The organism is Streptomyces sp. NPDC021622 (assembly GCF_040640795.1).
GTDB lineage: Bacteria > Actinomycetota > Actinomycetes > Streptomycetales > Streptomycetaceae > Streptomyces.
Window position 1 is genome coordinate 133,363 of record NZ_JBFACK010000020.1, and the last position, 18,053, is coordinate 151,415.

Sequence of the window (18,053 nt, forward strand, 5' to 3'; positions counted from 1 at the left end):
CCCTCAGGACGTCTCGGCGTCGCTGAGCAGCGGGTCGGGGATGGCGGTCCATCCCTCGCGCCCCAGGGCCAGTTCGGCGTCGGTGAGCAGGGCCGCGTCGAGTGCCGAGCGGATCCGCTGGTCGTCGAGGTCGATGCCGGTGAAGACGAGTTCGTTGCGGCGTTCGCCGTAGTAGTCGTGCCAGAACCAGGAGGCGAGCGTGCGCCGCTGGGGGGTGGCCGCCTCCCAGGCGCGAGGAGAGGCCTCCTCCAACCAGCGGTCGGCTTCGCGCAGTTCAAGGTGCGCGCCCGCCGAGCGCCAGGTCACCACGGTATCGGGGCGACTGGTCAGCCACAGGTGCCCACGACTGCGTACCACGCCGAACATCACGGCGGGCAACGCCCCGGCGAGGCGTTCGGGGTGCAGGGGGCGGCGGGCGCGCCAGAGGACCGATGCGACGCCTTCGTGGCGGCCGCGCCGCAGCGAAGGGACGGTCACGGGCTCAAGGCGCGACCGCCAACGGTCGCCGCACCCGGGCGGCGCGGGTCGGAGGAGGGGCGAGGGCAGTTCCGCTCCGGCGGGCGGCAACAGCAGGGCCTGCCCGTTGAGGTGACCGGCGAGTGCCACGGCGCCGGAAGCGGCGGGACCGATGCCGGGCTCAGGGATCAACAGGGCGTCGGCCGCCTCGACTTGGCGGGCGGCGATCTCGGCGGGGGTCAGCGGATCGCCGCGGTCGTCACCGTCCCACAGGCGTACGGCCCGGTGGACGCAGCCGATGTCGGCCATGAAGGATTCCGGGTCCACGCCCACCAGCAGCGGCGCCGGGTCGTAGTGGTCCCCCAGGGAGCCGCTGCCGACCCTCGGCCGCCACAGCTCCACCAGGAACGGCAGCACGTCGAGGTCCTCCGGGAGGGCGAGGACGACATGCGGGCGACCCGCGGCGCGGCGGACGGCCATCAGGTCCTGGCGCAGGATGACCACCGGGTCGCCGGTCGCGCCCTGCGCCGCGGCGTCGCGCAGGGCGGGGTCCGCGCCGGACAGGAAGCGCTGGACGACGGGGTACCCGGCGTCGGCGCCGTGGATCGACACGGCAAGGACCACGGCGTTCGGCGCGGCGCGCAGCAGTTGGTCCACCACGGCACCGCGGACGTCCGGCGTGTTGCCGGCCACCACGCTCAGCAGTCCCTTGGGCACGAGCGCCCCCCTTCACCAGTTACTGAAAATGATTTCCATCTGTATAGCATGGCCTTCAGAGGCCCGGAGCACAGCCCGGCACCGGCGCCCCGGCCCCTGCGCCCCGACCCCGGGCACACGGCCCGCCGAAATCCCGGGCCGGGCCCGACCGGCTCGCTATCGTGACCCTCCCGGCCCAAAAATCGGAGAAATTGTGCGCAATTCGGAGCTGATCGAAAGACCGCCGGCCGGCCCCGGCCCCGCGCCGACCCGGCCGCCGAACGGCAGCCCCGTACCCGGCCTTGTCGCCACCGGCGTCCTCTCCGTGGCTCTGCTCCTGGCACTGGCCTTGGCCATGGGAGGCGCGCAGTGGCTGACCCACCCGGGATTCCGGGCCTGGCAGACCGTCTGCCTGGCGATCACGGTGCAGGCCCTGCCCTTCCTGGTGCTCGGCACCCTGATCTCCGGGGCCGTCAACGCCTTCGTCCCCGCGCATCTGTTCAGCAAGATGCTCCCCCGCAACCCCGCGCTCGCGGTGCCCGTGGCGAGCGCGGCGGGCGTGGTCCTTCCGGGCTGCGAGTGCGCGTCGGTGCCGGTCGCGGGAAGCCTGATCCGGCGCGGGGTCACACCGGCCGCCGCGTTCGCGTTCCTGCTCTCTGCGCCCGCGGTCAACCCGATCGTGCTCGCCTCCACCGCGGTCGCCTTCCCCGGCAACCCGGAGATGGTCGCCGCCCGCCTGATCGCCTCACTGGCCACCTCCGCCGCCATGGGCTGGCTCTGGCTGAAGCTCGGGCGCTCGGAATGGCTGCGGATGCCGTCCCGGCACACCGGCCACCAGCACGGACACAGCCGCTGGGAGGAGTTCCGGCTCGGTTTCCAGCACGACTTCCTGCACGCCGGCGGGTTCCTCGTGCTCGGCGCCATGGCCGCGGCTACCTTCAACGTCACCGTGCCGCGCTCGGTCCTCGACACCTTCGCCGGATCGCCCTGGCTCTCGGTGCTCTTCCTCGCGGCGCTCGCGATCGTCCTCGCCGTCTGCTCCGAGGCCGACGCCTTCGTGGCCGCCTCACTGACCGGCTTCTCCCCCACGGCCCGCCTCGCGTTCATGGTCGTCGGCCCCATGGTGGACCTCAAGCTGATCGCCCTGCAGGCGGGCACCTTCGGCCGCGCCTTCGCCCTGCGGTTCTCGACGGTGACGGCCCTGACGGCCGTGACCTGCACCGCCCTGACCGGATGGTGGCTGCTGTGAGACGGAATCTCCAGGCAGTGGTGCTCCTGCTGACCGGTGCGGCCGTGCTGCGGGCCGCCCTCTTCGACGACCTCGCGCTGCGGTACGTGAAGGAAGGCCTGCTCCCCTTCCTCGTCATCACCGGTTTCGTCCTGGTCGGCGTGGGGCTGCTGGGTGTCGTACGCGACGGGCTGCCGCTCGCCGGGCGGCGCCGCACCAAGACACACGAGCCCGCCCCCGAGCCGCCGAGCGACGGCGCGCACGGCCACGACCACTCCCACGGCCCCCGTGTCGCCTGGCTGTTGCTGCCGCCCGCGCTCGCGCTGCTGTTCTTCGCACCGCCCGCCCTCGGTTCCTACACGGCCGCCCGCGACAGCCCGAAGGTCGTCGCGGACTACGACCGTTTCGAACCGCTGCCGGCGCACGGCCCTGCCCCGCTCTCCCTTACCGAGTTCATCGGCAGGGCCCAACAGGACGACAAGGGGAGCCTGAAGGGACGTACGGTCCTGATGTCCGGGTTCGTCACCCCCGGCAAGGGCGGCACCTGGAAACTGACCCGCCTCGTCGTGGCCTGCTGCGCCGCGGACTCCCAGTCCCTGACGGTGACCGTGCACGGCGCCAAGGCTCCGCCCGCCGACACCTGGGTGAAGGTCACCGGCACCTGGCACCCGAAGGGCACCCTGGGCACCTCATCGGCCGCCCTCGCCCTGGACGCCGACTCGCTCGAGCGGATCCCGGAACCGCCGAGTCCCTATATGGACCGGGCGCCGACGCCTTGATCGGATACGCAGTCGCCCAACTACCGCTCCATGCAGGATAATTGGCAGCCTGACAGGACGAAGGCAGATGTCGGCGCACATGACTTGGGCGCACCGGAGGTGCGAGCCGTTCGCGCTCTCCACCCGGTATTCGAACCTGAGGGAGATCCATGACCAGCGCGCCCATCCCTCCAGGAGCCCCGCCTCGCCCGCAGGTGCCGCCTCGGCGCTCTACGCTCTCGCCGACGGTCTGGGAGAATGTGCCCCCACGGAACCCGAATTTCACCGGCCGGGAACGACAGCTCACCGAGCTGGCCGAACACCTGGAACGCGGCAGAACAGCAGCGATTCTGCCGCAGGCCATGTACGGACTTGGGGGAGTCGGCAAGTCCCAACTGGCCGTCGAATACATCTACTTGCATCAGAGCGCGTACGACTTGGTCTGCTGGATACCGAGCGACCGCACCTCCGGCATCACCAACGCTCTGGCCCAGCTCGCTTCACGCCTCGGCATCGCCCACGGATCCGAGCCGACGGTGACAGTACCGGCCGTTCTGGACGCACTGCGCCGCGGGGAACCGTACAGCAGCTGGTTGCTCGTCTTCGACAACGCCGAGAATGTCGAGACCCTCACACCTTTCCTTCCCAATTCCGGCTCCGGCGCAGTCCTGATCACCTCGCGAAACCCCCACTGGGACCACGTGGCGCTCTGTCTGGAGGTGGACATCTTCGACCGCGCCGAGAGCATCGATCTTCTCAACAAGCGTGGCCCCGAGCTCGCCCAGGAAGACGCCGACCTGCTCGCGGACGTACTGGGTGACCTGCCCCTCGCCGTCGAACAGGCCGCGGCCTGGAGGGCCGAGACGGGGATGCCGGCTCAGGAGTATTTGCGGCTGTTCGAGGAAAAGCACAACGAGTTGCTCTCCGAGTCCGCGCCGCACACGTACCAGCAGTCGATAGCGACAGCCTGGAATGTATCCCTCGACCATGTCGAGCGGACGGACTCCGAAGCCATCCAGCTCCTGCAGGTCTGCGCCTATTTGGCGCCCGAGCCGATTCCCCGTGACTTGTTCTCTCAAGTGCACCACGGCTCAATCACCCCGGAGCTGGACGCAGCGCTCGCGGATCCGCTGCGGCTGGGCCGGGCCATTCGGGAGATCAGGAGGTATTCGCTGGCGCGGGTGGATCTGCGCACCAATTCGATTCAGATCCACCGGCTCGTCCAAAACGTTCTGATCAACCGCATGACGCCACATCAGCAGGAACAGATGAAACGCGGAGCGCAGCTGTTGCTGGCCTCTGCCGACCCACGAAATCCGTCGTCCAGCACCACGTGGAAGCGTTACTCCGTGCTGTATCCGCACGCTGTCGCTGCCGCCATCGTCCACTCCACGGATCCGTGGGTGCGCAGGCTAGTGGTCAACATCGCCGTATATCTCCAGCGCTGGGGCGATCACGAGAGCGCGCTGCGCTTCACCGACGAGGCGTACGAAGCAGCGCGTGAACTCTTTGGCCCCTACGACGAAAAGACCCTCTGGCTGGCGCTCTGGCTCGGCTGGACCCTCTTCTGCGTGGGTCGCTACAAGGAGGCAGCCAAGATCAACAAGGTGACGCTGGTGGCCTACGAGTCCGTTCACCGATCGTCCCCGGTGCCGGTGCCCAAGACCAGGGAGAGACGCCTACACGCGATGGGCGCCGTCGCCGCCGACCTGCGGGTCAAAGGTGACTTCGGCGAATCGTTCGCACTGACGCGGCGGGTGTACGAGGAGGCGAGGGCGGAGTTCGGCGAGGAGGACCCTACGACGTTGACTGCCGCCCACAACCTCGCTGTATGTCTGCGGCTCGTCGGCCGGTTCCAGGACGCGTACGAACTCGATCGCACCACCTGGGGGTCGATGGAGGCACTTCTCGGCAGCGATCACGAACTGACTCTGCTCGCGCGGACCTGCCTCACGGTGGACGAGCGGGAACTCGGCCAGTACGCCCGCGCCCGCGATCAGCAGGAGAAGGTCGTCGCCCAGTACGAGCGGCAGCTCCCAGCGGACAACCCGGCCGCGCTGCACGCCAAGCGCCTCCTGGCGGTGGCCCGCCGAAAGACCGGCGACCACCGCGCGGCGTTGGAGGTGTCGGAAGAGGTGTGGGAGGTGATGGTCAGCCGGTTCGGGCAAGAGCATCCGGACACGATCGCGGCATCGCTCGGCCTGGCGATGGACCTGCGGCACGACGGGCAGTTGGACCGGGCCCGGAAACTGGCCGACGTCTGCTGCCATCGGTACCGGCGCCTCTTCGGGGAGCAGCACCCGCACACCGTGTCGGCCGAGGCCAACCTCGCTATCACGTTGAGGCTGGACGGGCGGCCGCAGGAGGCGTACGAGCTGGATGTGCGCGCCCACGCCGCGCTGAGCGAGAAGCTGGGCGAGCGGCACCCGTTGGCGTTGGTCGTGGCTACGAACCAGGCCAGTGATCTGGCGGCGCTCCAACGACACGAGGAGGCGCTCGCACTAGGCACGGAGACTCTCGCACTGTCCACCGACGTTCTGGGACGCGCGCACCCGTCGACGCTGTGCACGGCTGCAAATCGAGCCCTCGACTTGCACGCCCTCAACCGCAACGACGAGTGCGACGCGCTGCACAGCACGATCCTGGACGAGTTGCGGATACAGCTCAGCGCCACACATCCGGCGGTCACGGACTTGGCCGACCTGACCCGGGCCAATTGCTATATCGACCCCCTGCCACTTTAGAAGTCACGCGCCGTCCGTGGAGTACGCGAATGCAGACCATGGCCTGCCGCGCAGCAGCCAGCTCGGTCACAGTGGGCGGAGCGGTGGCGGTCCAGGAAGCTGAGAGGTGCAGTTCGCCCGCGGCGCGCCGCAGCGAGCCCAGTCGCGTGACGGCTCGATGCACTCCAGCTCGATTGCCCACTCGACGCCCGCGCGGGCAGATGCTTGAATCGAGCACATGAATGCAGTGCGACACCACCTCACGCGGCGACGTCACGTCGACCTCGCGCGGGTGTGCAGCGCCTGCTGTCGCCCTGGCCGCTGAGCAACCGCCGGGCAGTACGCGCGCGGTTCGTACGCCGCAACTTCCTTTCTCTCGGACTCCGTTGACCGGGTCTGGCCGACGGGCTGCCCGTTCCGCCCCGCCCCATCGTCCGTACGCGTCGAACCCCCGCCGAGCGTACGGCACTTGAGTGTGCCCCTCTCCCCATGACTCGTACGGCCCTCGCGGCCGCGTACCCGAAGGACTTCCATCATGGCCACCGTCCTCGCCCTGACCGGCAGCGCATCCGCCCCCGGTTCCTCACGCACCGCGCGTCTCGTCCAGCAGCTCGGCCGCGAACTGGCCGTCCAGGGGCACCAGGTGCACAGCCTGGACGTGCGGACGCTGCCCGCTGACGCGCTGCTCTCCGCCGACATCTCCCACCCGGCCGTCGCCGACGCCGTCGCGCTCGTGGAGGGCGCCGACGCGCTGCTCGTGGGCACGCCGGTCTACAAGGCCGCGTATTCCGGAGTCCTGAAGACCTTCCTCGATCTGCTTCCGCAGTACGCGCTGCGCGGCAAGAGCGTCCTGCCCCTTGCCACCGGCGGCTCCCCTGCCCATGTCCTGGCCGTCGACTACGCGTTGCGGCCCGTGCTCACCTCGCTCGGCGCCGATGTCGCCCAGGGATGGTTCGTCCTGGACCGGCACATCACGGCCGCGGAGGACGGGAGCGTGACCTTGGCGCCCGACGCCGACGCCGGTCTCGGCCCGGTCGTCGCCCGCTTCCGCGCGTCGCTTCCGGAGCCGGCACGGCTCGCCGCCGCATGACGGGGTGATCGGCACGGTCAGAGTCTGAACACCACTCCGCGCCACGTCCAGCCCGCGCCCAGGACCGCGCCCCGCAGGGGATCCTTCATCTCTGCGGGGTCGAAGCGGAACACCTCGGTCTTCTCCAGGGCGCCGTCGGCGCCCCGTTCGAGCTTCCACTGGCGGGAGACCGTGGTCACCTGCCCTCGGGAGTACTCGCGCGACAGCGCGAGGCGCGGGGTGTCCCCGGACCAGGTGACCTCCCACTGCTCGTCGACGGCACGGACCTCATGACCCTTGGCGTCGAGGCGCATCCGCGTCTTGATCGTCCGGTCCAGCTGGGTCCGGACGAAGAAGGTGCGCCAGGCAGGCTCCAGAATCCGCCACTCGGCCACCAGGTCGGCGCCCTCGTTCGAGGTCGCGTCGCGCACGGCGTACGGCACGTCCGGACCGTTGAGCGCGAGGAGCGCTGCCCGGACGTCCCCGGCCGAGCGGGGTGCGACACCTGCGTCGGGACGCCTGGTGCCGGTCAGCTTGTCGAAAAGACCCATCGGGTCAACCTATGCCTCGGGGAACGAAGTGGTCGACCAGGAGCGCAAGCCGGTCGGCGACCCGTTCTGCGGGCAGGCGTCCCGCGCGGGTGAGGGTGACCAGGCCGTGCAGCGCGGCCCAGAACGTCTCGACGAACAGGCCCGGTTCGTCGGGGTTCGCGTGGTCGACGAGCGGGTCCAGAGGGGCCTGGAACGCCTCGCGCAGCGGTCCGGGGGTGGCCTCGTCGGCGAAGGGGAGGCCGTTGTCGAGGATGAACATCGCGTCGTACAGGGCGTGATTGCGTGCGGCGAAGTCCGTGTAGGCGCGCGCAAGGCGCGCCACCGCGTCGCGTCCCAGGGGCCCGTCCGGCACCGCGTCGCGTCCCGCGGGCCCCTCCGGCACCGCGTCGCGTCCCGCGAGCCCCTCCGGCACCGCGGCGCGCAGCGCGCTCGTCAGCTCCGCGAACCCTTCCAGCGCGACCGCCCCCACGATCTCCCGCTTGCCCCGGAAGTGGCTGTAGAGCACGGGCTGGCTGTACTCGATCAGCTCGGCGAGCCGGCGCGTGGTGACGGCGTCCCAGCCGTGCGTCTCGGCGAGTTCGCGGGCCGTGGAGACGATCAGCCTGTGGCGGTTGGCTCGCTCGCGTTCCTTGCGTTCGCGTACCGACATGACCAGATTCTAGCAGCGCTAGACAATAGAGCAATGACATTGCTAGCATTGCATCTGAACCTAGCACCGCTAGGCCCTGCCTTTTGAAAGCTTGCCCTTTGGAGGGGACATGCAGGACACCCTGGCCGTCGTCGCGGTCGTCGTGGTCGGGCTGATGGTGGGCGTGGAGTTCGCGGTGGCGGCGTTCGTCAACCCGATCTTCGACCGGCTGCCCCACGACGGCGGGCTCGCGGCCCGCAGCGACGGGGCACGCGTCCTCGGCCGCGTCATGCCGTTCTGGTACATCTGCTCGGTCGTCCTCGGCGTGCTCTGGGCCGCACTGGCGTGGGGCGACGACGGCACGGCGCTCGTCACCGCCGGCACCGCGCTGCTCGTCGTGAGCGTGGTCATGTCGGTGCTGCTGCTCGTGCCGATCAACTCGCGCGTCGCGACGTGGTCGAAGGAGGGCGCGCCCGCGGACTGGAAGCAGCAGGTGGGGAAGTGGGACCGGTTCCACTACGTCCGCGTCGGCATCATCGTGCTCGCCTTCGCGCTGTTCGCCGCAGCCCTGGTCTGAGCGGCCACGGCCGGCCGCACGCTGCGGGCCGCGGCTCAGGCGGGGACGGGATCCTGCTCGGCACCGTCCAAGGGCGGATAGCTGTCGCCGCCCATCTGCTCGGCCGCATCGATGTAGTCGGCGAGAGCGGCGCGGGAGCGGGCGATGTTTTCCATCTGCTCGTCAAGTCGCCGCAGCCGTGACCGCATCGCGGCCACCAGCTCGTGGCACCCGGGCAGCTCCGGAGCCTCTCCGACCGCACAGGGCAGCAGGTACGCGATGTCATCGGAGGACAGCCCTGCGCCCAGCAGGTGCCGGATCTGCTTCACCCGCAGCACGGCGTTCTCGTCGTACTCGCGATAGCCGTTCGCGCGCCGGTCGGCCTCAAGGAGTCCCTGGGCCTCGTAGTAGCGCAGCTGATGGGCGTTGACGCCCGTCCGACGGCCCAGTTCCCCGATCCGCATCAAAACCTCGCTTGACCTTCATACCGGTATCAACGTTGACGATGCTGCCATGAACAACGAAACCGCAGCACCCGTTACCGTCATCGGCCTCGGACTGATGGGCCAGGCGCTCGCCGGCGCCTTCCTGAAGGCCGGGCATCCCACCACCGTGTGGAACCGTACGGCCTCCAAGGCCGACCAACTGGTCGCCGGGGGCGCGCTGTTGGCGCCGACAGTCGACGCCGCGCTCAAGGCGAGCACCCTGACGATCATCTGCGTCACCGACTACCAGGCCATGCGCGAACTGCTCGGTCCGGGCGAAGTCGAGCTTGACGGCACCATGTTGATCAACCTGACCTCGGGCGACTCGGCCCAGGCGCGGGAAGCCGCCCGATGGGCCGAGCAGCGCGGCGCCCGTTACCTCGACGGCGCCATCATGGCCGTCCCGTCCGGGATCGGGACCGCCGACGCGGTGATTCTGCACAGCGGGCCCGCATCGGACTTCGAGGCATACGAGGCGACACTCGGCGCGCTCGGCACCGTCAACTACCTCGGTGCGGACCATGGCCTGGCGTCCCTGTACGACGTGGCAGGCCTTGCCATGATGTGGAGCATCCTGAACGCCTGGCTCCAGGGCACCGCCATGCTGAAGACGGCCGGTGTCGACGCCGCGACGTACGCACCGTTCGCACGGCAGATCGCCGCCGGTGTCGCCGAGTGGCTGCCCGGCCATGCCGAGCAGATCGACAGTGGCTCCTACCGGGCCGAGGTGGCGTCCCTGGAGACCCACGTCCGGTCGATGGACCACCTGATCGAGGAGAGCGAGGCCCTGGGCGTCAACGCCGAACTGCCGAAGCTGATCAAGGCGATGGCGGACCGTTCGATCGCGGCCGGACACGGTGGAGAGGATTACGCGGTCCTGATCGAGGAGTTCGGCAGGCCCCGTGAGGACTGACCGATCCGCTAGCCCTCGTACGTCATCGGGCCGTACTGGGCGGCGGGCGCGTTGGTCGCCAGCGCCCAGTAGCGGTCTCCGTAGGACCAGTGCCACCACTCCGTGGGGTAGTTGACCAGGCCCGCCGTGGCCAGGGCCGCGGTGAGGGTGCGGCGGTTGCGGCGGGCGGCGGCGGAGATGCCGTCGGCGTCCATGTAGCAGCCGCCGTCGCTCTCCTCGGGGCTGGCGTTCACCGGGGTGCCGAGGTCCAGTTCGGCGCCGGAGGCCGTGCACAGCGTGAGGTCGACCGCGGCGCCGGCGACGTGCGGGCCCACTTCGGGAGGCGAGAGGGAGCGGCTCGTCTGGCGGCGCAGATGGACGTCCGACCAGTCGGGGTGGGCCTTCCTCAGCTCGGCGGCGTAATCCTCGAAGTACGTGATCTGCAGCGCGAGCGGGCGATACCCCTCGGTGACCAGGAAGCGCAGGCCGTCGGGCAGCAGCCGGGCTGCGCGAGCGAGCCGCCAGGCGACTCCCTCGCGCAGCTGGGCATAAGCGCCTGCCGGGTCGGCCAGGCGGTCGTCAACGTCCAGGAAGGGCAGTTGACGCAGATCCACGAGGGGCTCGCCGCATTCTCGGACGGGTATGTCGACGACTCTCGGATCGTTCATGAGGATGATCGGCGGCATTCCGGCCCTTCGTGGCGTCCTTGACGGGCACAGCTCCGGGGGCGAGCTGCCGCCCGCCCCCGGAGTCCCCTCCTCGTTACGGGCGGGGTCGTGACGCGTGGAAGGGCCCACACCTCCGACGACGCCGGTGGTGTGGGCCGCGCGAGGCATCAGTGGTCTTCCCCCGTCGTCCCCCGTCGAATTCCGCTGAGTCCCCCGTTACTTACCCTGGTTCCCCCGTTGCGCCGGAAGGTCTCCCTGCCGACAACCACAGCCTGCCGCAGGCCGCTGCAAGTTCTCTGCAATTCCACGGCAAGTGGAATGCCGCGGCCCCCTGGCTCGTCAGACCCAGGGCTCGTCCCGCTCCCGCGCCTCGTACGCCGTGAAGACCTCCAGCGCCTCGGCACGCAGCGCGTGTGCTCCCGCCGGGTCCCCCGCCGCCTCCCGTGCCGCCGCGAGGTCGCGCAGGGTGCGGGCGCGGGGCAGCGGCAGATCCAGGGCTTCCCAGCGGGCGGCCGCCGTGGTCAGGCTCTGTTCCGCCGCCTCGATGCGGCCCGCTGCCAGCTCGCACTCGCCGAGGGTGCGCAGGGCGAGCGCCTCGCCGAAGCGGTCGCGGTGGCCGCGGCAGACGTCCAGTACGTTGCGGATCTCGGCCTCCGCCTCGGCCGAACGCCCCAGGCGGACGCGGGACTTGGCGCGGGCCTGCATCGCGTACGCGGACATCAGCGTGTCCCCCAGGGGGCTCAGCAGGTCCACCGCGCGGCCCGCAAGTTCCTCCGCCGCCGCGTACTCGCCGAGCGCACGCCGTACGAGGCTGATGGAGCGCAGGGTGAGCGCCTCGCCGCGGCGGCTGCCGAGCCTGCGGTAGGCGCGCAGCGACTCCTCGAGGAGCTCGCTCGCCGCCTCGTGGTCGCCCAGTTCGAGCCGGACGGTTCCGGCGTACCTGCAGGAGAGACCGACGCCGGGGTCGTCGTCGATGTCCCGGAAGCCGACGACCGCCTGGGTGAGGACGTCCTGCGCGGCGCGCAGCCTGCCCGCTTCACGCAAGGCGCTGCCGAGGCCGGCGAAGGCGGCGGCCCTGCCGCGCGTGTCGCCGAGTTCCGCGCAGAGCCGGGCGGCCTGCCGGAAGTAGCCCTGCGACTCGGGGAACCGGTCCTGCTCGAAGCGGAGCTGCCCGAGCCCGATGAGCAGCAGCGCCTCTCCGGAGCGGTCCTCGGCGCGGCGGGCCGCGGCCAGGGCGGCGTCATGGGTGCGCCACCACGCCTCGAAGCGGTTGCCGACGGTGTACGCCGACGAGCACAGGGCGGCCGCGGCCTCGCAGGCCAGGGTGTGCAGGTCCAGGGCGGCCGCGCGTTCGACGGCGGTGGCGATCGCGTCGGCCTCGGCCTCGAACCATGCGGTCGGATCGGCGAGGGCACGCCGGGTGGCCTCGGGGCCGATGGGCCGCACGACACGCCCGACCGTCCCGTCCGTCGGCCCGTCGCCGTCGAGGAGCCCTCGGTGCAGTTCGACCGCGCCGGACGGCGTGTCGGACGCGACGCGGCCGGTCAGCCAGAGCCAGGCACCGAGCGCGCGGGCGACGGCGGCGGCCCGTTCGGCGGGCGGCTCCTCTGCGTCGGCGCGTTCGGCGGCGTACACCCGCACCAGGTCGTGCGGCCTGAAGCGGGCCTGCCCCGCGCGGTCGACGCCGGTGCAGTGCAGCAACTGGGCGTCGACGAGCTGCTCCACGACGCGGTCGGCGGCGGCCTCGTGGACATCGAGCAGCGCGGCGACCACCCACGCGGCGACGTCGGAGGCGGCGAGCAGGCCGAGGCGGCGCAGGGCGGTGCGGGCGGGGGCGTCGAGCACCCGGTAGCTCAGGCCGAGACCTGCCCGGACCTCCAGGTCCCCGACCGCGAGTTCGTCGAGCCGGTTGTGCTCGTCGGCGAGCCGTCCCGCGAGCATCCCCGGTGTCCAGTGCCGCTGGGTGGCGAGGCGGGCCCCGGCGATCCGGATGGCCAGCGGCAGGCCGCCGCACAGCTCGACGATGCGCCGGGCGGCGTCCGGCTCGTCCCGCACGCGCCGCTCGCCCGCGACACTGGCAAGGAGTTCGATCCCCGGCTCCGTGGCGAACACTTCGAGCTCGGCGCGGTGGGTGCAGGGCAGCGCGCCGAGCCTGGCCCGCGCGGTGATCAGCACCCCGCAGGTGGCGCTCCCCGGAAGGAGCGGGCGCACCTGGGACTCGCTGCCCGCGTCGTCGAGCACGAGCAGGACGCGGCGCCCCGCGACCAGGCTGCGAAAGAGATCGCGCCGTTCCGCGTCCCCCTCGGGCGGGTCGGCCCCCAGGGCGCGCAGCAGCCGCCCGAGCACCTCGCCGGGCGCCACCGGGTCGGCGGTGCCGCGCAGTTCGGCGTAGAGCTGGCCGTCCGGGTAGTGCTCGGCGACCCGGTGTGCCGCCTGGACGCCCAGCGTCGACTTGCCGACGCCGCCGGTGCCCGACACCACGACGACGGGCATCACCTCACGAGGGCCGGAAAGCGCCGCCCGTACGTCGGCGAGATGCGTGGCGCGTCCGGTGAAGTCGCCGATGGCGGGCGGCAGCAGGGCCGGAACCACCGGCACGGGAGCCGCCGGCGTGGCACTTTGGGCGGCCGCGTCCTGACCGGCGCCCGGCAGCAGCTCGTCGTCCGCGCGCAGGATCGACTCGTACATCCGCCGGAGGTCAGGGCCCGGGTCGATGCCCAGTTCCTCGGCGAGTACGTCGCGGCCCTCCACGTACACCGCGAGTGCGTCCGCCTGGCGGCCCAACCGGTAGAGGGTGAGCATCAGTTGGCCGCGCAGCCGTTCCCGCGTGGGGTGGGTGGCGACCAGGGCGGTCAGTTCGGCGACCAGTTCCGTCTCGCGTCCGGCCTCGGAGAGTTCGGCGGCGATCCGCTCCTCCAGGGCCGTCTGCCGTGCCTCCTCCAGCTGATCGGCCATGGCCCGCAGCGTGTCGCCGATCCCGCCGAGCGCGGGGCCGCGCCACAGGGCGAGGGCCTCGGCGAGCAGCCGGGCGGCGGCGGGGTGGTCGCCCGCGGCGGCGGCCTGTCTGCCCTGCGCCGTCAGATGCTCGAACGCGGTGCGGTCGACCAGGGCGGTGTCGGCGCGGATCAGATAGCCGGGCGGGCGTGTCTCGATGGCGTCGGCGGACAGCGCGCGCCGCAGTGCGGAGACATAGGACTGGATCAGGGAACGTGCCGTGCCCGGCGGGTGCTCGCCCCAGATGGCGTCGATCAGCGCGTCGACGGACACCACACGGCCGTGCTCCAGGAGCAGCGCCGCAAGCAGCGCCCGGGGCTTGGGTCCACCGAGGTCGAGCCGACGGCCCGCGCGCCATGCCTCGACCGGCCCAAGGAGGCGGTAGTCGGTGTTCGTGTCCACGCCCTCTCCATGCATCCCTGCCCCGCGCCGCCCCCGCTCGCCGACCCCGGTCGACGAGTGGTCATGTTACGTCCGCCACACCTCAACTGGCGTAGCCGCGAAGGGAATCAGGCCACGTCGGCGCTCAGCCCCGGCCGCACGGTGCCGCGCCTCAATCGGGGCGCGCAGACTCGTCCGGCACGTCCCCGGCCGCTGCGAGCGGATTCGCTCCGTTGCCCTGGAGCCGCTCCAGGTCCGCGGGGCGCACCTGGATGACGAACAGGGCGATCAGCGCGGCGACGATCGCGAAGACGGCGGCGGCGATGAAGGAACTGGAGATGCCCGAAGCAAGGACCTGATCGGCCCAGGTCCCCGGGAGCTCCCCCGTCCTGCGGAATTCGGCCAGCTGGGCGGGGCTCGCCTCGGCCATGAACTGCGGCACCTGGTCGGTGGCCTCGTTGCGGCTTGCCGTGCCGAAGACGGTGACCAGGACGGACAGGCCGAGCGAACCGCCCACCTGCTGTGTGGCGTTGAGCACCCCGGAGGCCGCACCCGCCTCATGGGGCGCCACGCCCGACACCGCCATCAGGGTCAGCGACACGAACTGCATGCCCATGCCGAGGCCGAACACCAGCATGGGCCCGAGGATGCTTCCGGCGTAGGTGCTTTCGACATCGGTCATCGTCAGCCAGCCGAGCCCCAAGGCGGCCAGGAGCGCGCCGACCACCATGAAGGGCTTGGGCCCCCACTTGGGCAGGAGCTGCGATGCGATCCCCGCTCCTATCGCGATGATCGCGCTCACCGGCAGGAAGGCGAGCCCGGCCCGCAACGGGCTGAAGCCCAGGATGTTCTGCACGAACAGCGTCAGGAAGAAGAACATGCCGAACATCGCCGCGGCCAGGCTCAGCATCATCCCGTAGACACCGGCGCGGTTGCGGTCGCGGAACATCCACAATGGCGTGATCGGCTGCTTCGACCGGCTCTCGATGGTGAGGAACACACCGAGGAGCACCACGGCCGCCACGAAGGACGCGATGGTCAGCGTGTCGCTCCAGCCGTCCTCGGAGGCGCGGATGAAGCCGTAGACGAGCAACACCATGCCGACGGTGGACGTGAGCGCGCCGAGGATGTCGAAGTGGCCGGGGTGGCGCTCGGACTCCCGGATGTAGCGGGGCGTCGCGAGGGCGATCAGCAGGCCGATCGGGATGTTCACATAGAGGACCCAGCGCCAGTCGAGCCACTCCACGAGCAGCCCGCCCGCGAGCAGTCCGATCGCGCTGCCGCCCGCCGAGACGGCGGCGAACACACCGAACGCCCTGTTCCGCTCGGGTCCTTCGCGGAACGTCGTGGTGATCAGCGCGAGGGCGGTGGGCGATGCGATGGCGCCACCGACGCCCTGCAGCGACCGCGCCGCGAGCAACTGCCAGGACTCCTGGGAGAGACCGCCGAGCAGTGAGGCGAAGACGAAGAGCAGGACGCCGAACATGAAGACCCTGCGGCGGCCGAGGATGTCTCCGAGCCGTCCGCCGAGGAGGAGCAGGCCGCCGAAGGTCAGCGTGTAGGCGCTGACCACCCAGGACAGGTTCTCGGTGGAGAAGCCGAGCGAGGTCTGGATGTGCGGAAGGGCGATGTTCACGATGGTGATGTCGAGGACCACCATCAGCTGGCACGAGGCGATGACGAGAAGCGCGATACCGCTGCCATGTCCCCGCTCCGGGGATTCGGCAGGCTTCGAGGGTGAAGATCGATCGGCCGTCATGGGTTTGCTCACGCGCTGACGCCTCAGCCGGCCTCACACCGCCGGCCGGCAGTGAACGGCTGCGTTCACTGGCTCAAGGCTAGTCCTGGCACTCCGGCCCCGCCAATCGAACACCTCTGCGCCGCACGGCTCACTGCGATCCGAAGATGTCCCGTCCCGACCGATGACTTTCCCCGGCCCCGCCCGTCTTACCTGCGACATCACCACTTACCTGCGACATCATCGCGACAGACGGGACACCGCCATCATGAGCACTGCCGCCAACGGCCCGGCCAGCTACTTCCCTTCGATCGAGAAGAAGTACGGCCGCCCGGTCACCGAGTGGCTGGAGCTCATCCGCTCTTCGCCGCTGACCAAGCACATGGAACTCGTCGCCTGGCTCAAGGCCGAGCACGGCCTGGGTCACGGGCACGCCAACGCCCTCGTGGCCCACACCCTTGCCGAGGCCCGCGCCAAGTGAGGCGCGGGCGTGGCAGGTTGGGCCCTTGCGGCCCGGCTCAGCGCAGCACTCCCCGGCGGCTCCTGCGCGCCGTCGACACGAGCTCGTCCACGGTGGCGAGCTTCACCCGGGGCCTGCCGTCACGTTCGCCCCGGGTGACCTCGGCGCGCTCGATCGCGGCCAGGCCGCGGGCGTCGACGACCTCGCGGTTGCGGCGCCGGGCAAGCCGGTGGAAGGCTTTCGGCGCGCGCTCCGGTGCGGGCAGGGCGCCGGCGACCGCGTCGGCGAGGAGGGTGGTGACCGTCTCGGCGGCGCAGGTGCGGTTGGCGCCGATGCCGCCGCTGGGGCCCCGCTTGATCCAGCCCACGACGTAGGTGCCGGGCCGTCCGGTGACGCGGCCGCCCTCGTGCGGGACGGTGCCGGTGGCCTCGTCGAAGGGCAGCCCGGCGACCGGAACCCCGCGGTAGCCGATCGCGCGCAGCACCAGGCCGGTACGGATCGCCCGCTCGCCCGAGGCTTCCGAGACACGCACAGCGCGGACGCCACCTTGGCCCTCCACCTCCAACGGGGTGCAGTGGAAGCGCAGCACGATGCGCCGCCCGGCCGCGGGCGGCTCCGCCAAGGTCGGCCGGGAGCGGGTCACGCCGCGCAGGACGGCGGCCTTGTCCTTCGGGCCCGCCTCGTCGATGGCCGCGGCGATCCGCGGGTCGTGGTCGTCGACGATCAGCTCCACACCCGGCAGATGCTTGAGCGCGATCAGCTCGGACGCGGTGTACGCGGCGTCTTCGGGGCCGCGCCGTCCGAGCAGGACCACCTCGCGGACCTTGCTCGCACGCAGCGCCGCCAGGGCGTGGTCGGCGATGTCGGTTCGGGCGAGCTCGTCGGGGTCGGCGAGCAGGATCCGGGCCACGTCGAGGGCGACGTTGCCGTTTCCGACGACGACCACGCGCTCGGCGGAGAGGTCGACCGCGTCCGGCGCCGCGTCCGGGTGGGCGTTGTACCAGGCGACGAAGGACCGGGCGGAGACCGTGCCGGGCAGGTCCTCGCCCGGCACGGCAAGGGTGCGGTCGGCGGCGGCACCCACGGCGTAGATGACGGCGTCGTGGTGCGCGGCCAGCTCCTGCGCGGTGATGTCGGTGCCCACGTCGAGACCGAGGTGCATGCGCACCCGCGGATGTGTGTGGAAGCGCGCGAAGGTCTCGCCGACCTTCTTGGTCGCGGGGTGGTCCGGTGCCACGCCGTGGCGTATGAGCCCGCCGGCGACCGGAAGCCGGTCGATCAGCGTGACTTCGGCGCTCGTGTGCAGCAACAGGTCCCGCACGGCGTACATCCCGGCCGGTCCTGTGCCGACGACGGCGACCTTCAGCGGGGCGAAGTCCGACGGCAGGACCCGCGGGAAGGAAGGCTCGTCCCAGACGTGGAAGTTCGGCCCGTCGGGCTCGTCGTCGGTCGCTTTCCCTTCGTAGTACGCCGAGTTGATCTCGGCGTACTCCTGTTGCGCGGCCGGCAATCCGTCCACGGGGAAGATCGCGTCGACCGGGCAGGCGTCGGCGCAGGCACCGCAGCCGATGCAGGTCGTCGGGTCGATGTGCAGCATCTCCGTACTGCCGAACTCCCGTTCCTGCGGCGTCGGGTGGATGCAGTTGACCGGGCAGACGGCGACGCAGGTGGCATCGGTGCAGCAGGTCTGGGTGATGGCATAGGTCATGGTGGCGGCTCGACTCGTTCGGCTCGGATCGACTGAGGTCGGGTCGGATGGTGGCTGTGGCC

15 protein-coding genes are annotated in these 18,053 nt (G+C 71.0%); 7 read left to right on the plus strand and 8 right to left on the minus strand.

The genetic code is table 11. The features are described 5' to 3' along the window. Positions 1–3 precede the first annotated feature (3 nt). On the minus strand, positions 4–1,173 hold the full coding sequence (locus AB0G47_RS33610) for a GTP-binding protein (RefSeq protein WP_360777696.1): 1,170 nt from the start codon (positions 1,171–1,173) through the stop codon (positions 4–6). 193 nt (positions 1,174–1,366) lie between these two features. On the opposite strand from AB0G47_RS33610, the gene AB0G47_RS33615 reads away from it, so the two are divergent. The 4 genes from AB0G47_RS33615 to ssuE all read left to right on the plus strand — a co-directional run bounded on the left by AB0G47_RS33615 (position 1,367) and on the right by ssuE (position 6,951). Beyond that, on the plus strand, positions 1,367–2,401 hold the full coding sequence (locus AB0G47_RS33615) for a permease (protein WP_360777698.1): 1,035 nt from the start codon (positions 1,367–1,369) through the stop codon (positions 2,399–2,401). After that, on the plus strand, positions 2,398–3,159 hold the full coding sequence (locus AB0G47_RS33620; protein WP_360777700.1) for a TIGR03943 family protein: 762 nt from the start codon (positions 2,398–2,400) through the stop codon (positions 3,157–3,159). Before AB0G47_RS33615 ends, AB0G47_RS33620 begins: the two co-directional genes overlap by 4 nt. Positions 3,160–3,398: 239 nt before the next feature. Beyond that, positions 3,399–5,882 carry an FxSxx-COOH system tetratricopeptide repeat protein gene (gene fxsT, locus AB0G47_RS33625; RefSeq protein ID WP_360777702.1) on the plus strand — a complete coding sequence of 828 codons (2,484 nt, stop codon included), beginning with the start codon at positions 3,399–3,401 and terminating at the stop codon, positions 5,880–5,882. Between the two features lie 514 nt (positions 5,883–6,396). Continuing rightward, positions 6,397–6,951, plus strand: coding sequence for an NADPH-dependent FMN reductase (gene ssuE, locus AB0G47_RS33630; RefSeq protein WP_360777704.1), 555 nt, complete (start codon positions 6,397–6,399; stop codon positions 6,949–6,951). 17 nt (positions 6,952–6,968) lie between these two features. Here ssuE and AB0G47_RS33635 read toward each other — a convergent pair whose 3' ends face one another. Both AB0G47_RS33635 and AB0G47_RS33640 read right to left on the minus strand, forming a co-directional pair. Further along, complete coding sequence (locus AB0G47_RS33635) at positions 6,969–7,481, minus strand: hypothetical protein (protein WP_360777705.1); 513 nt, start codon at positions 7,479–7,481, stop codon at positions 6,969–6,971. A gap of 4 nt (positions 7,482–7,485) precedes the next feature. After that, positions 7,486–8,130, minus strand: a complete 645-nt coding sequence (locus tag AB0G47_RS33640; protein ID WP_360777707.1) for a TetR/AcrR family transcriptional regulator — start codon at positions 8,128–8,130, stop codon at positions 7,486–7,488. 109 nt (positions 8,131–8,239) lie between these two features. Here AB0G47_RS33640 and AB0G47_RS33645 point away from each other — a divergent pair, with 109 nt between their 5' ends. Further along, a complete protein-coding gene (locus AB0G47_RS33645) occupies positions 8,240–8,686 on the plus strand; it encodes an anthrone oxygenase family protein (RefSeq protein ID WP_360777709.1) in 447 nt (148 codons plus the stop codon). A gap of 35 nt (positions 8,687–8,721) precedes the next feature. Here AB0G47_RS33645 and AB0G47_RS33650 read toward each other — a convergent pair whose 3' ends face one another. Further along, a complete protein-coding gene (locus AB0G47_RS33650; protein ID WP_360777711.1) occupies positions 8,722–9,129 on the minus strand; it encodes a MerR family transcriptional regulator in 408 nt (135 codons plus the stop codon). 49 nt (positions 9,130–9,178) lie between these two features. Between AB0G47_RS33650 and AB0G47_RS33655 the strand changes: the two genes are divergently transcribed. Continuing rightward, positions 9,179–10,063, plus strand: a complete 885-nt coding sequence (locus tag AB0G47_RS33655) for an NAD(P)-binding domain-containing protein (RefSeq protein WP_360777713.1) — start codon at positions 9,179–9,181, stop codon at positions 10,061–10,063. Between the two features lie 8 nt (positions 10,064–10,071). Here AB0G47_RS33655 and AB0G47_RS33660 read toward each other — a convergent pair whose 3' ends face one another. The 3 genes from AB0G47_RS33660 to AB0G47_RS33670 form a co-directional block, all read right to left on the minus strand. After that, complete coding sequence (locus tag AB0G47_RS33660) at positions 10,072–10,728, minus strand: M15 family metallopeptidase (protein WP_360777715.1); 657 nt, start codon at positions 10,726–10,728, stop codon at positions 10,072–10,074. Between the two features lie 321 nt (positions 10,729–11,049). Continuing rightward, positions 11,050–14,106, minus strand: a complete 3,057-nt coding sequence (locus tag AB0G47_RS33665; protein WP_360777717.1) for a BTAD domain-containing putative transcriptional regulator — start codon at positions 14,104–14,106, stop codon at positions 11,050–11,052. A gap of 151 nt (positions 14,107–14,257) precedes the next feature. After that, on the minus strand, positions 14,258–15,844 hold the full coding sequence (locus AB0G47_RS33670; RefSeq protein WP_360777790.1) for an MFS transporter: 1,587 nt from the start codon (positions 15,842–15,844) through the stop codon (positions 14,258–14,260). Positions 15,845–16,091: 247 nt separating this feature from the next. On the opposite strand from AB0G47_RS33670, the gene AB0G47_RS33675 reads away from it, so the two are divergent. Then, positions 16,092–16,304, plus strand: coding sequence for a DUF4287 domain-containing protein (locus AB0G47_RS33675; RefSeq protein WP_360777719.1), 213 nt, complete (start codon positions 16,092–16,094; stop codon positions 16,302–16,304). A gap of 37 nt (positions 16,305–16,341) precedes the next feature. Here the strand turns inward: AB0G47_RS33675 and AB0G47_RS33680 are convergent, their stop codons facing one another. Next, positions 16,342–17,991, minus strand: coding sequence for an FAD-dependent oxidoreductase (locus tag AB0G47_RS33680; protein WP_360777721.1), 1,650 nt, complete (start codon positions 17,989–17,991; stop codon positions 16,342–16,344). Positions 17,992–18,053 lie beyond the last annotated feature (62 nt).

Bases quoted from the DNA above. Each gene is read 5' to 3' on its own strand.
- AB0G47_RS33670 (WP_360777790.1), bottom strand. From the start codon at position 15,844: ATGACGGCCGATCGATCTTCACCCTCGAAGCCTGCCGAATCCCCGGAG.
- ssuE (WP_360777704.1), top strand. From the start codon at position 6,397: ATGGCCACCGTCCTCGCCCTGACCGGCAGCGCATCCGCCCCCGGTTCC.
- AB0G47_RS33660 (WP_360777715.1), bottom strand. From the start codon at position 10,728: ATGCCGCCGATCATCCTCATGAACGATCCGAGAGTCGTCGACATACCC.
- AB0G47_RS33650 (WP_360777711.1), bottom strand. From the start codon at position 9,129: ATGCGGATCGGGGAACTGGGCCGTCGGACGGGCGTCAACGCCCATCAG.
- AB0G47_RS33655 (WP_360777713.1), top strand. From the start codon at position 9,179: ATGAACAACGAAACCGCAGCACCCGTTACCGTCATCGGCCTCGGACTG.
- AB0G47_RS33675 (WP_360777719.1), top strand. From the start codon at position 16,092: ATGAGCACTGCCGCCAACGGCCCGGCCAGCTACTTCCCTTCGATCGAG.
- AB0G47_RS33645 (WP_360777709.1), top strand. From the start codon at position 8,240: ATGCAGGACACCCTGGCCGTCGTCGCGGTCGTCGTGGTCGGGCTGATG.
- AB0G47_RS33635 (WP_360777705.1), bottom strand. From the start codon at position 7,481: ATGGGTCTTTTCGACAAGCTGACCGGCACCAGGCGTCCCGACGCAGGT.
- AB0G47_RS33680 (WP_360777721.1), bottom strand. From the start codon at position 17,991: ATGACCTATGCCATCACCCAGACCTGCTGCACCGATGCCACCTGCGTC.
- AB0G47_RS33640 (WP_360777707.1), bottom strand. From the start codon at position 8,130: ATGTCGGTACGCGAACGCAAGGAACGCGAGCGAGCCAACCGCCACAGG.